Origin of the sequence: Methanothrix harundinacea 6Ac, assembly GCF_000235565.1 — an archaeon.
GTDB lineage: Archaea > Halobacteriota > Methanosarcinia > Methanotrichales > Methanotrichaceae > Methanocrinis > Methanocrinis harundinaceus.
The window spans coordinates 1,005,030-1,017,851 of record NC_017527.1 but is presented as its reverse complement, the minus strand read 5'-3'; the positions used below and the strand labels follow the sequence as shown (position 1 = coordinate 1,017,851).

Below are 12,822 nucleotides of genomic sequence, written 5' to 3'. Positions count from 1 at the left end.
TTGAGGACGATCTGGTGGGACGACGAGAAAAAGGCCGTCGGGATGATCGACCAGACCCTCCTCCCCGAGAGGCTTGAAGATATTCTGGTCGGCTCCGTCGGCGAGCTCTGCGAGGCGATCCAGTCCTTGCGGGTCCGGGGGGCTCCCGCCCTCGGCGCCGCGGGGGGCTACGGCGTCGCCCTGGCGGCGGCGCGATCGGCGGCCACCAATCCAGCCGCCCTCCTCCATGACGTCAGAGAGGCGGCCGGGGTCATCCGGGCGGCGAGGCCCACCGCCGTCAACCTCTCCTGGGGCGTAGACCGGGCCGTAAAGGCCGTCGACGAGATGGGCGGATCGGCCGGCGTCGAAGAGATCCGGGCCGCGGCCCTGGCGGCGGCGGAATTGATCGCCGGGGAGGACGTTTCGATCAACAGAGCCCTCGGCGACCGGGGCGCCCGCCTCCTGGAAGACGGCGACGTCGTCCTCACCCACTGCAACGCCGGGAGGCTCGCCTGCGTCGGCTGGGGGACGGCCCTGGGGGTCATCCGGTCGGCGGTCGCCGAAGGCAAGAAGATCAGCGTCTACTCCTGCGAGACGAGGCCGCTTCATCAGGGGAGCAGGCTGACGGCCTGGGAACTGTCTGAAGACAACATCCCCGTCACCCTCATCTGCGACAGCATGGCCGGGATGGTCATGCGCCAGGGGAAGATCGACAAGGTGATCGTCGGCGCCGACCGGATCACCAGGGACGCCGTCTTCAACAAGATCGGCACTTACACCCACGCCGTCCTGGCGAGGGCCCACGGGATCCCCTTCTACGTCGCCGCCCCCATCTCCACCTTCGACCTCGCTCATTCAGAAAAGGAGGTCGAGATCGAGGAGAGGGACGCGGACGAGATCAGGCGTTTGGGTGAGAGGCAGCTGGCTCCGCCCGGAGTCGAGGTCTACAACCCGGCCTTCGACGCCACGCCCCTCGATCTCGTGACGGCGATCATCACCGAGCGGGGTATCTTTCGGCCTCCGGAGATGGCGGACCTGGGGTGAAGTGCGAGTTTTTAAATTCTTTGCCATTGAACGCTAAAACTGATGGAACCAAACACCAGCTCAGACCAGCGCCCAGTGATTCAAGCGAGCGAGATACTGGCCAAGATCGAGCGGGACGAGGACGTCAAGTACGACGGCGTGATCGTTGAGGGCGACCTGGATATAAGCGGGCTGGACCTGCGCACTGAGGACGTGGACAGGGAGTCCGACAGTGTGCACAGCGTGGGGCTCGGAGTGTCCGACGAACTGAAGGTGATAGTATCGGAGATGACCATCACCAACTCTGAGATCAAAGGTAAGGTAAACTTTAGTAATGCTCGCTTTCAGGAGCCCATCAACTTCAATGGAGCCTATTTCGGCGGGGATGCCTCATTCATAGGGGCCAAGTTCACCGGGAATGCTTCCTTCACAGAGGCCAATTTCGCTGGGAGTGTCTGCTTCGGAGAAGCTGAGTTCAGCGGTGATGCCTACTTCTTCAGGGCCAAGTTTGGTTGGGATGCTAAATTTTGGATAACCAAATTCTGCGGGTGTGCAAACTTCAACGCAGCCAAATTCGGCAAAAATGCCGACTTCGCGTCTGCGGTCTTCTCGGATGGTGGTGCTCACTTTACGGACGCCAAGTTCACAGGCGGAGATGCCCGTTTCCAGGGTGCCAAGTTCGCCGGGAATGCTAACTTCGTGAAAGCCGAATTTGCCGGCGGAGATGCCAACTTCGCGTATGCAGTGTTCTCGGGTGGGAATGCCAACTTCTTGTGGACTGAGTTCAATGGCGGTAATGCCTTCTTCATTGACGCGGAGTTCGGGGGCAATGCGTTATTCATGGGGTCCACGTTCGGCCGGATTGCATTCTTCATTGACGCCAAATTCCGCGGGGATGCCACCTTCGGGGCAGCCAACCTTGGGGGAGCCGCCACGTTCGGCGCGGATGCCGACTTCGGAGGAGCCAAGTTCAGCGGAGAAGCTGGCTTCTCGGGAGCTAAGTTCGGTGCGTATGCAAACTTCATGAAAGCTGAGTTCGATAACAAGCTGAAATTGGGCAATTTTAAATCTGAAGGATTATATATAACGTGGAATTCAATCAAGGACAAGCTAGTTTACAGCGGCCCCGCTTACTTGGCATTAATAAAAAACTTCAAAGCCTTGGAGCAGTTCGATGACGCTGATGATTGCTACTATCAATACAGAAGGGAGAGCCAAGACCGGAAGAAGCTGTATGATAATGAAAAAGGCTGGGATTGGTCAAAATTTATGGACATCATCTCTTGGATATCATGTGGGTATGGTGTTCGTCCCCTTCACACTGTCCTTTCAATCTTCGGTGTTGTTTTTATTATAGGTATCATTTTTTTAGGTTATTTCGACTCGATTTTTGAAAGCTTCTATTTTAGCATAATGACGTTTACTGGGGGATTGATTACGTTCACCGGAGGTGAGGCCGATATTCTGATAGAAGAACGATGGTTAAGATCTTTAGCTATGATAGAGGCGATCCTGGGATACTTGCTCATGGCGCTTTTCGTGGTCGTTTTGGCCCGCAAGTTCATCAGGTGAGTGCTTTCATAAGAAGAGAGTTTTAAATTCCTTGTCATTGAATGGTAATAGCGATGGAACCGGAGACCAGCTCAGACCAGCGCCCCGTGATTCAGGCGAGGGAGATCCTGGCCAAGATCGAGCGGGGCGAGGACGTCGAGTACGACGGCGTCATCGTCGAGGGAGATCTGGATATAAGCGGGCTGGAGTTGCCAATGGAGCAAGGGGTTTTGTCTGAACAGCGGAAAGTGATAATCTCACCGATAACAATCACAAATTCTGAGATTCGGAGTGAGGTAAAATTTTACAATGTCAAATTTCAGGAGCAAATCACCTTTCTGGGAACTAATTTCGATGTTAGTACCAACTTCATGAGAGCTAAATTCAATGGGGATGCCAAATTCGATAAAGCTAAGTTCACAGGCGGAATTACCAACTTCTGGGGAGCTGAATTTACAGGCGCGAATTGCAGATTCAAAGGAGCCGAATTCGGCAAGTATGCCGACTTCAGGTATGCTAAGTTCGCGGGATATGGCAATTTCAAGGGAGCTAAGTTCGGCGGAGACGCCAAATTTGAGGGTTCTGAGTTCGAGGAAATTGCCAACTTCATGGAAGCCAAATTCGCAGGCGGAATTGCCGGTTTCAGAGGAGCTAATTTCGGTCGAGACGCTCTCTTCGGGAGAGCTGAGTTTAGAGAGTATTGCTCTTTCGTAGGAGCCGAATTCGGCGGAATTGCCATCTTCAAAGAGACAAAATTTACTGGCAAAATTGCCGACTTTAGGAATGCTAAATTCATCGGGTATGCGAATTTCAGGAGAGCTAAGTTCACAAGTGGACGTGCATACTTCGTGGAAGCTAAGTTCATAAGTGGAACTGCCGACTTCAGAGAATCTGAGTTCGGTGGGAATGCCACCTTCATGGGAGCCGAATTACGCAGTACTGCCAACTTCAGAGGAGCTAAGTTCACAGGCGGAACTGCTGACTTCAGTGGAGCTGAGTTCGGTGGGAAAGCCACCTTCATAGGAGCTAGGTTTACTGGTGGCGATGCTTACTTCGGGAAAGCTAAGTTCGGTGGAGACGTCCACTTCGGGAGAGCTGAATTCGGTGAAGATGCCTCCTTCGTGGAAGCCGAATTACTCAGTACTGCCAACTTCGGGGAAGCTAAGTTCACAGGCGGAACTGCCGACTTCAGTGGAGCTGAGTTCGGTGGGAAAGCCTACTTCAGAGAAGCTAAGTTCACTGGTGGGGATGCCAAATTCGAGGGTGTCGAGTTCAGCTGGAGTGCCACCTTTATGGGAGCTAAGTTCAACTGGTATGCCAATTTTAGCGGAGCCAAGTTCACGGCTGGAACTGCCGACTTCAGAAAAGCGGAGTTTGGTGGAGTCGCCAACTTTGGGAGAGTTGAATTCGGTGAGGATGCCATATTCGAGGAAGCCGAGTTCGGCGGGAATGCCCACTTCAATCAGGATCAATTTCACAAGTGGGTATCATTCAAAGATGCGAAATTTTGCCATCCATGGTCTCAAGAGGTAGTGTGCAGAATAGTAAAAAGAAAGATGGAAGATCTAGGAAATAAAGACGACGCTGATTATTACTTTTACAGGGAAATGGCAGCAATAAGGATAAAAAAAGGAGTCAAAGGAACAAGAAAGATATCATGGCCCTGGAAAATGCAAGTATCCGAATGGCTGAGTTTGGTTGGATCGAAAATTTGGAGGCTCGGAAGATACGATCTATTCGAATACGTTTTTATTCAAGGTATTTTCGGATACGGAGTTCATCCTATTAGATTGTTTGGTTTTTGGATTTTAATGGTCTTTCTTTTTGCCTCATATTACTGGTATTTTGACGCTGTTGAAGGTACAAGCGCATGGTTTGATTATATTTGGTTCAGCATAGCAACTTCAGCGACTCCCGGTTATGCCCTTTATAATCCGATAGGACATTATAAAATAGTGACAGGAATTCAAGCCATAATCGGCACCTTCATGTGGGCCGCCTTCATCGCCACCTTCGCGAGAAAGTGGCAGCGGTGATGCGGGCGCTAGGCTGCGCGCGCGCCCTCCCTCCGCCGGGCGGCCGGCCGGGCGGTCCCGCCCCCCGGGGACGGCGACGGCGGGGTGAGCGGCGGGGATGGCTCCGCCAGGGGAGAGGATCGGGATAGTATTTTGTAGTAGCAGCTACAATTGATGGTGACAGGTGGAAGAGATGGCTTTAACGGAAGTCAAGAGAGAAGACGCCGATCTGCACGCCTCCGACTCTTATGGGGAGTTCAGCAAGGAGTTTATAGCGGAGGTGCTGGAGGCCGAAAAGGAGTGTAAGATGGGCCTGTGCAAGCGTTTTGACAGCGTGGATGACCTGCTGGCTTCCCTCGACGAATGAAAAATCTCTCAGACTCTTATCGGCCCGAAAAGGCCCAAACCTTCGACGACTCTTTCAGAAGGCTTACAAAAAAAGATAAAGTTTTAGCTGAGAGAATAAAAAGGAAGATCAGAGATATATGTGAATATCCCGAACGTGGAGAGCCGTTGTCGGGGAATTTAGCGGGCAAATGGTCCATTCACGTTGCAGATCATTACGTGATTCTATATGAAGTAATCCACGAAGAAAAAGTTGTACGACTTTTAAGCGTTCACCATCACGATTACGCTTACGGCAGAAAATTTTGAATGGCTCGCCAACGTGAAGCCTGAAAAGCCCTTGACACAAGCGAACCTGCCTGGTCCGATACAAAATAGCAGACAGATCTTCGATCATTCGCATCCCTCTGGTGATCCTATCCAAAGGCTGATAATGGCAGCCAAAACCGGCCTTGCCGCCCACTCCCCCAAGCGCCGCCCGGCGGGCGGTCCCGCCCCCGGGGGGCGGCGACGGCGGAGATGGGCACGTCTTTTGCTCCAGTGGGCGGAGAGGGCCGGAGGCGTTATATGGGATAAATGGGTTAAATGGGATGAGGTTTGGGATATGCCGCTCGCCAAAATCGACGATAGGGGAAGGGTGCAGCTTCCGAGCAACCTGCGACGGAAGATGAAGCTGAAGGAAGGAGACGAGTTCGCGGTCGAAGACCTCGGAGAGGATACGATCATTCTCAAGAGGATCGACCTTCGGGCGCTGCTGAAAGACGCGATAGAGAAGGCCAGGTCTGTCGACCTCGATGAATTGGAACGGGAGATCGAAGAGGAGAGCAACCAGCTTGCCCGCCAGAAGTTCAAGGTATCTCCTCGATAACACCGTCTTCATCGCCACCTTCGCGAAAAAGTGGCAGCGGTGATGCGGGCGCGAGGCGGCGCACGCCCCCTCCACCGGACGGCCGGCCGGGCGGTCCCGCCCTCGGAGACGGCGGCGACGGCGGGGAGGTCGGATGGAGATTGGGATAGTATTTTGTCGTAGAAGCTATGACTGATGGTTGACAGGTGGAATCGATGGCTCCAAAAGACCCCTCCAGAGATGACGGCGGCCTAGCACGCCTCCGACTCCTGGGGGCAGTTCTCCGATGAGTTCATAGCCGAGGTCCTGGCGGCATCAGAGGAGGGCAAGATGGGCAACTGCCGCAGGTATGAGACCGTAGGCGACCTCCTCGCCTCCCTCGAATCCGGATCATAGAATCATATCTCTTATGTCCACGTAAAACGGGCTGAAATCGGCCATCGGCCGGCCGAAGGCCTTGACGAAGAGGTCCGTCGTCTCGATCTGAGGCTGGCGCCTCTTGAGGAGGGGGAAGACCGGGTCCCCCTCCTGCAGACAGGCGACGAAATACTCCCCCCCCTCCTCGAGAAGGACGCTGTTCAGGTGGCTGAGGAGATTCTCCATCCCGCCGGGATTTTTGCGATCGAAGGCGTAGTCCGTCAGGTAATGGAACGTGAAGTACTCGCCCTCCCTGACGGTCTTGGGAACTTTTGTGAATCTGGATAGAGACCTCAAGACGAGTCCCATCGCCTTCCAGGAGAGGGGCTCTCGGGCGTAGCAGAACTCAGCGAGGGTCGAGCAGTCCCAAAGGCCGGCGCAGGCGACGATATCCCCCTCCCCCTCGTCATCTCCCTTCTCCTTTGCGACCCAGAAGTTCTCCAGCCCATAGCCGGGGATGCTCTGCAGGTGTGATGCAAAGCCATCGGCGGAGAAGGGCAGAAAGTGCCTACATCCTCGATAGTAATCGTTGATCAACTCCACAACAGACCCGATCTCACCTTCCTTTATCCTCTCCATCGAGAAGCTTGCCGATGGCTCCATCCTTTTATATATGGGCATCTCGACATTTTTGATATCAGACACGTTGGAATAGCCGAGGCCTTTGAATAGCCTCTTCGAGGCGTCGTTGGGCCCGTAGATGAAGCAATAAATGTGATCTGCTCCCGACTTTCGGGCGTCCTCCTCCGCCTCCTCCGCCAGCCTCTTCGCCACCCCCATCCTCCGAAACTCCGGGCTGACGATCACCTCCGCCAGATAGACGGACCTCTTGCCCTCCCCGGCCATCTCCTTCACCGTCCAGCCCGCCCAGCCTGCGACCCTCCCGTCCACCTCGGCGACGGCCACCTTCCAGCGGTCATACATCCGGTAGCGGGCGATCACATCCTCTTTCCTGACGCCCATGGCGCATCTTTCGTCGCCCTGGGGGGAGAGGGCCTCGATCTTTTGGAGCTTCTCTGCGTCTCCCTCCTCATAGGGCCTGATCGAGATCATGAGCGTCTTCTTTGGAGGCCTACATATTTAAATTTTCGTAGATACTCCGGGGTCAACGGCTGGGTGAGCCGCCGCAGTTTGAGGACGATAACGGCTGCGGTTGAAATGTGGCCTTCGTTCCCGGAGTCTTCCAGCCCTAAACGCTCAATCAGAAAAATATGATCCTGCCCCCCCGTCCGGCCAGAAAACTCGCCGTAATCGGGGCACCTCACCCCTTGAGGAGGTACCCGCCGTCGACGGGGAGGGCGACCCCGGTGATGAAGCTCGCCTCCTCCGATAGGAGGAAGAGGACGGCCCGGGATATCTCCTCGGGCCTGCCGAGCCTCCCCATGGCGTGGGCCCCCACCAGGGCCGCAAACCCCTCCTCCCCCATCTTCTCAAATAGCGGGGCCGTCAGCTCCGTGGCGACGTAGCCGGGACAGACGGCGTTCGCCCGGATCTTCTCCCGGGCGTAGTCGAGGGCGATGGACTCGGTGAGGCCGACGACCCCGAACTTGGAGGCGTTGTAGGAGGTCCGGGTCCGGAAGGCCTTCAGCCCCCCGACGGACGATATGTTGACGATGGACCCGCCGCCTCCGGCGAGCATTTGAAGGACTGCAGCCTTACAGCAGTTGAAAACCCCCGTCAGGTTCACCTCCAGCGTCTTCCTCCAGTCGTCGAGGGCCGTCTCCGTGATCCCCTTTCGAGAGGGGTTGATGGCGGCGCAGGTCACAAGGCCGCTGGCAAGGCCGGTCAGGTCCCTTATCGAATCGAAGACCTCATCCACCCGATGGTGGTCGGAGACGTCGCATTCGTGGCAGAAGAACCTCTCGCCATCGGAGGGGGCTGAGCGTGAGGAGGCTTCTCTCTTGGCTTCGAGGAGCCTCTCCCCCCTCCGCCCCAGGATGTGGACATAGGCCCCCTCGGCGTGGAGGTCTAATGCGATCCGCTTTCCTATGCCGGTCCCGCCCCCGGTGACGACGACGGTCTTGCTGGTGAAGCGGCACCGTCTGCTGAGAAGATCATGCGACATCTCTTGTTATTATAATGGCTGCGGTTATATAGGATATGCTGAGGCTGCTGATGGCGAGAGGCTGAGGATCCGATACTGATCGGCCGAGGCGATCGCCTTAAGATTCGGAGGGTCAAGGGGCCGCCATCTCCGCGGCCTAAGCCGGGATGGGCGGGGATGAGGCGGGAAGGCCCAGACCCGGAATTATGCCCGCCTCCGCCTGGAGGCAGAGCTGCCGGCAAGGGTGGGTGGGGGAACCGAGCGCCACCCGGCAGATCCATTTATCTTCACCTCCGAATATAGAATCCCCCATGGACGCCGAGCTTAAAGAAGCCCTCCTGGAACGTTGCCGCGAGATGGAGATCCCCCTGGTGGGGGTCGCAGCGGCAGACCGCTGGGCTGATCCGCCCTTCGAGCCCTGGGTCCCCGGTGAGTTCTGGCCCCAGGCGATATACCCCGAGACGAGGTCGGTCGTCGTCATCGGCCTTCCCATATCCCTTCCCGCGCTGGAGACCTCTCCCTCCGTATGGTACCGGGAGCTCTACCGGACCGTCAACATCCTCCTCGACCAGTACACCTACAGGATCGCAAACTTCCTCAACGACCGGGGTTTTCCTTCGGCCTTCGTCCCCCGGGACGGGTACGCCGACGTCGAGGCGCTCCTGAAGAACCCCGTCGCCTTCTTCTCCCACCGGCACGCCGCCTACCTTGCGGGCCTGGGGAGCTTCGGGGTGAACAACGTCCTCCTGACGAGGAAGTTTGGCCCCCGGGTCCGCTTCGGCTCCGTCTTCACGGCGGCGGAGCTTCCGCCTGATCCTGTGATGGAAGAAGACCTCTGCACCCGGTGCATGAGGTGCGTCCAGCTCTGCCCCGCTGGCGCCTTGGACGATCGGGACTACCCGGCAGGGATCACCGACAAGAGCGCCTGCACCGCCTACAGCGCCTCCTTAGCGAAGCGGGGGGTCTCGCCCTGCGGGGTCTGCATCAAGGTCTGCCCCGTGGGGGAGGACCGGGAGCTCTACGGGAGGAGGGATCCCTCGATATATGCCAGAGGCGATGGGAGGGAGGATCTCCGCCGGGGCTGGGAGCACGTCCAGAGCTACGGCGGAAGGTGACGGCAGAGGCCGCCGGTGGGGATGGCACCGCCCTCAGGCCGTCTCCGTCCTCGCCACCTCTTCCAGGCCCAGCTCTTTTATCGACTCCTCCCTCATCTTGTACTTCTGGATCTTGCCGGTGACGGTCATGGGGAAGCCGTCGACGAACTTGATGTAGCGGGGGATCTTGAAGTGGGCGATCCTCCCCCTGCAGAACGCCAACACCTCCTCGGCGGTGAGGGTCCTCCCCTCCTTCAGCTTGATCCAGGCCATCAGCTCCTCGCCGTACCTGGCGTCGGGGACCCCGATCACCTGGACGTCGCTGATGTCGGGGTGGGTGTAGAGGAACTCCTCGATCTCCCGGGGGTAGATGTTCTCGCCGCCCCGGATCACCATGTCCTTCAGCCGGCCGGTGATCTTGCAGTAATCCTCATCATCCAGGATCCCCAGATCTCCGGTGTGGAGCCACCCCTCTTTATCGATCGCCTTCTCGGTGGCGCCGGGGTTGTTGTAGTAGCACCTCATGATGGCATACCCCCGGGCGCAGATCTCGCCGGTCTCCCCCCGGTGCATGATCTTGCCGGTCTTGGGGTCGGTGATCTTCACCTCGGTGTGGGGCATCGGCTTTCCGACGGTGGAGACCCTCCGATCCAGGGAGTCGGATGTGGAGGACATGGTGATCCCGGGGGAGGCCTCCGTCTGGCCGTAGGTGATCACCACCTCCCTCATGTTCATGAGGCTGCTCACCTTCTTCATGTACTCCGTCGGGCATGGCGAGCCGGCCATGATCCCGGTCCGCAGGCTCGACAGGTCGTACTTATCGAAGTCGGGGTGTTCCAGCTCCGCGACGAACATGGTGGGGACGCCGTGAAGGGCGGTGCACCGCTCCCTCTCGACGGCGGCGAGGGTCGAGGCGGGGTCGAAGTACTCTGCCGGGAGGACCATCGCCGCCCCGTGGGTCATGCAGGCCATGTTCGAGAGGACCATCCCGAAGCAGTGGTAGAAGGGGACGGGTATGCAGAGCCGGTCCTGATCGGTGAACTTCATGCACTCGCCGATGAAGTAGCCGTTATTGAGGATGTTGTGGTGGGTGAGGACGACCCCCTTGGGGAAGCCGGTCGTCCCGGAGGTGTACTGGATGTTGATGGGGTCGTCGAAGTCGAGGCTCTCCTGCTCCGCCCGGAGGACGTCGTCGTGGACCTCATCGCCCATCTTCAGGACCTCCTCCCAGGTGTACATGCCGGGCTGCCTCTCGCCCCGGATCAGGACCGCGGTCTTGAGGTAAGGGAGGCTCTCGCAGGAGATCTTGCCGGGCTCTGCCTCCGCCGCCTCCGGGCAGATCTCGAAGAACATCCCCACGTAGTCGGAGGTCTTGAACCTGTCAATCAGAAAGAGCGCCTCCGTCTCCGACTGCTTCAGGGCATAGAGCAGCTCGTGGGTCCGGTAGGCGGGGTTGATGTTCACCATGATGATCCCCACCTTGGCGGTGGCGAACTGGCAGATGATCCACTCGGCGATGTTCGTCGCCCATATGGCCAACCGGTCGCCCTTCTTCAGGCCGAGGGCGTGTAATCCCTTCGCTGCGCGGTTGACCTCCTGTTGAAGCTCGCGGTAGGTGTATCGCAACCCCTGGTGGATCGAGACGATGGCGTCGTTCTCGGGGTACCTTTCGGCGATCTCGTCGAACATGTCCGGTATCGTCTTTCCAATGAGGGGCTTCTCGGAGGCCATGAAGGCGTAGCTTTGGGATTTACTGCCCGGCATGAAAGAGGCGTGAGATCCTTATTTGCATTTAACCTTATCCCGGCGGGGTGGGTGGAAGAAGATTATAAATAATTCGAGGTATAATTAGAAAGGCCTGTTCAGCTCACCGCCAATATTTTCGAAGCCGCCTTCATAAATGACCGCCGGGAAAAGCTGAAGAGGCGGCGCGACCTCCCCGATAGGGAGGGATCATGGAGCGCCTTCGAGGGCGATCGCCTTGAGAGAAGATCGAGGGAACGCTTCCGGCCTCATCCGGGGAATTTCGCTCACATACAGGTGGGTCTACCTCGACATGCCGGCGATACCGATCGGCGTTGCGGCGGGGGAGCAGAGGCGATCCTCTTACGAAACGTCATAGAGTTCATCCATGACCCGTTCTTCTTGGGGTCGATCAAATAAAACAAAAATTTTATACATTTTAACCTGCAAATTAGTCGAAAATTTCATATACTAAGCAATAGGAACATATTGCTTTAAGCTGAATCACTTGCCATAGCTCAGCATTAAGAGGTGAGATGATCATGCATAATTTTTGGAAGGCTATGATGGCCATCATGATAGGGATGTTTGTTCTCATGCCGGTTCACGGCAACAGTGGAAGCGACTTTGACGGCGACGGAAAGGCGGAGATCCTCATCTCAAGCCCCTGGGGAATCGGCATCCTGAAGATGGAGGGGGGGGCTCTGAGGGCCCCCGTCATGGCGGCGAACGGCGCTACATTCACGGGTGGGTACCTGGTGAACACCGCAGATAACAACTTCGAGATGGCGGCAGACTTTGACGGCGACGGCCAGGATGAGATCCTCGTCTCAAGCCCCTGGGGTATCGGAATCCTGAAGATGACCGGAGATACTCTGAGCGCACCTGTCATGGCGGCGAACGGCGCTACATTCACGGGTGGGTACCTGGTGAACACCGCAGATAACAACTTCGAGATGGCGGCAGACTTTGACGGCGACGGCCAGGATGAGATCCTCGTCTCAAGCCCCTGGGGTATCGGAATCCTGAAGATGACCGGAGATACTCTGAGCGCACCTGTCATGGCGGCGAACGGCGCTACATTCACGGGTGGGTACCTGGTGAACACCGCAGATAACAACTTCGAGATGGCGGCAGACTTTGACGGCGACGGCCAGGATGAGATCCTCGTCTCAAGCCCCTGGGGTATCGGAATCCTGAAGATGACCGGAGATACTCTGAGCGCACCTGTCATGGCGGCGAACGGCGCTACATTCACGGGTGGGTACCTGGTGAACACCGCAGATAACAACTTTGAGATGGCGGCAGACTTTGACGGCGACGGCCAGGATGAGATCCTCGTCTCAAGCCCCTGGGGTATCGGAATCCTGAAGATGACCGGAGATACTCTGAGCGCACCTGTCATGGCGGCGAACGGAGTGAGGTTCACCGGCGGGTGGCTGCTGAACACTGAAGACAATCGCTTTATTTAGGGGGGAGCTAGCGGGGAAGGTTTCCAGGAGGGTCGGATTTAATCAAGCTTTTTGGGGGACACCCCGCTACAAATAGGGCGGGGTGGCAGCACCCCAAGTTTTTTTGATATTTTCAGAAATCACCGAGTCTTCGTTTAGGTTTTGGGTGAATGCCATCGAAACAAGACCCCAAATTCAATTTCATGCACTCCATTATTGCGATCAGATCGGATTAGCCGCACTTTGGTGATTTTTAACGGTTCGCACCCACGAATTTCGTTTGCTAGATTCCTTTAATTAGCACGATTTAGAC

11 protein-coding genes are annotated in these 12,822 nt (G+C 56.9%); 8 read left to right on the top strand and 3 right to left on the bottom strand.

Annotated features, from left to right (window positions below):
• The 6 genes from MHAR_RS04780 (at position 1) to MHAR_RS04760 (ending at position 5,781) form a co-directional block, all read left to right on the top strand.
• Positions 1 to 1,023 carry an S-methyl-5-thioribose-1-phosphate isomerase gene (locus MHAR_RS04780; RefSeq protein ID WP_014586482.1) on the top strand — a complete coding sequence of 341 codons (1,023 nt, stop codon included), beginning with the start codon at positions 1 to 3 and terminating at the stop codon, positions 1,021 to 1,023.
• Between the two features lie 42 nt (positions 1,024 to 1,065).
• Positions 1,066 to 2,574, top strand: coding sequence for a pentapeptide repeat-containing protein (locus tag MHAR_RS04775; protein WP_081472273.1), 1,509 nt, complete (start codon positions 1,066 to 1,068; stop codon positions 2,572 to 2,574).
• 53 nt (positions 2,575 to 2,627) lie between these two features.
• The gene (locus MHAR_RS04770; RefSeq protein ID WP_014586480.1) at positions 2,628 to 4,589 is read left to right on the top strand and encodes a pentapeptide repeat-containing protein; all 1,962 of its coding nucleotides are present in this window, start codon (positions 2,628 to 2,630) and stop codon (positions 4,587 to 4,589) included.
• 163 nt (positions 4,590 to 4,752) lie between these two features.
• Entirely contained in the window at positions 4,753 to 4,935 is a 183-nt protein-coding gene (locus MHAR_RS04765) for a hypothetical protein (protein WP_048144374.1), read from the top strand.
• Positions 4,932 to 5,222 carry a type II toxin-antitoxin system RelE family toxin gene (locus tag MHAR_RS14190; RefSeq protein ID WP_014586479.1) on the top strand — a complete coding sequence of 97 codons (291 nt, stop codon included), beginning with the start codon at positions 4,932 to 4,934 and terminating at the stop codon, positions 5,220 to 5,222. Before MHAR_RS04765 ends, MHAR_RS14190 begins: the two co-directional genes overlap by 4 nt.
• A gap of 223 nt (positions 5,223 to 5,445) precedes the next feature.
• Entirely contained in the window at positions 5,446 to 5,781 is a 336-nt protein-coding gene (locus tag MHAR_RS04760) for an AbrB/MazE/SpoVT family DNA-binding domain-containing protein (protein ID WP_014586478.1), read from the top strand.
• Positions 5,782 to 6,150: 369 nt separating this feature from the next.
• Here the strand turns inward: MHAR_RS04760 and MHAR_RS12420 are convergent, their stop codons facing one another.
• A complete protein-coding gene (locus tag MHAR_RS12420; RefSeq protein ID WP_014586477.1) occupies positions 6,151 to 7,230 on the bottom strand; it encodes a GNAT family N-acetyltransferase in 1,080 nt (359 codons plus the stop codon).
• Between the two features lie 208 nt (positions 7,231 to 7,438).
• A complete protein-coding gene (locus MHAR_RS04750) occupies positions 7,439 to 8,242 on the bottom strand; it encodes an SDR family NAD(P)-dependent oxidoreductase (RefSeq protein ID WP_014586476.1) in 804 nt (267 codons plus the stop codon).
• Positions 8,243 to 8,532: 290 nt separating this feature from the next.
• Between MHAR_RS04750 and MHAR_RS04745 the strand changes: the two genes are divergently transcribed.
• The gene (locus MHAR_RS04745) at positions 8,533 to 9,336 is read left to right on the top strand and encodes a 4Fe-4S binding protein (protein WP_048144373.1); all 804 of its coding nucleotides are present in this window, start codon (positions 8,533 to 8,535) and stop codon (positions 9,334 to 9,336) included.
• A gap of 33 nt (positions 9,337 to 9,369) precedes the next feature.
• Here MHAR_RS04745 and MHAR_RS04740 read toward each other — a convergent pair whose 3' ends face one another.
• Positions 9,370 to 11,079, bottom strand: a complete 1,710-nt coding sequence (locus MHAR_RS04740) for an AMP-binding protein (protein WP_014586474.1) — start codon at positions 11,077 to 11,079, stop codon at positions 9,370 to 9,372.
• A gap of 521 nt (positions 11,080 to 11,600) precedes the next feature.
• Between MHAR_RS04740 and MHAR_RS04735 the strand changes: the two genes are divergently transcribed.
• Positions 11,601 to 12,530, top strand: a complete 930-nt coding sequence (locus MHAR_RS04735; protein WP_014586473.1) for an FG-GAP repeat domain-containing protein — start codon at positions 11,601 to 11,603, stop codon at positions 12,528 to 12,530.
• The last annotated feature ends 292 nt before the right edge of the window (positions 12,531 to 12,822 follow it).

Bases quoted from the DNA above. Each gene is read 5' to 3' on its own strand.
- MHAR_RS04775 (WP_081472273.1), top strand. From the start codon at position 1,066: ATGGAACCAAACACCAGCTCAGACCAGCGCCCAGTGATTCAAGCGAGC.
- MHAR_RS04770 (WP_014586480.1), top strand. From the start codon at position 2,628: ATGGAACCGGAGACCAGCTCAGACCAGCGCCCCGTGATTCAGGCGAGG.
- MHAR_RS14190 (WP_014586479.1), top strand. From the start codon at position 4,932: ATGAAAAATCTCTCAGACTCTTATCGGCCCGAAAAGGCCCAAACCTTC.
- MHAR_RS12420 (WP_014586477.1), bottom strand. From the start codon at position 7,230: ATGATCTCGATCAGGCCCTATGAGGAGGGAGACGCAGAGAAGCTCCAA.
- MHAR_RS04750 (WP_014586476.1), bottom strand. From the start codon at position 8,242: ATGTCGCATGATCTTCTCAGCAGACGGTGCCGCTTCACCAGCAAGACC.
- MHAR_RS04745 (WP_048144373.1), top strand. From the start codon at position 8,533: ATGGACGCCGAGCTTAAAGAAGCCCTCCTGGAACGTTGCCGCGAGATG.
- MHAR_RS04740 (WP_014586474.1), bottom strand. From the start codon at position 11,079: ATGCCGGGCAGTAAATCCCAAAGCTACGCCTTCATGGCCTCCGAGAAG.
- MHAR_RS04735 (WP_014586473.1), top strand. From the start codon at position 11,601: ATGCATAATTTTTGGAAGGCTATGATGGCCATCATGATAGGGATGTTT.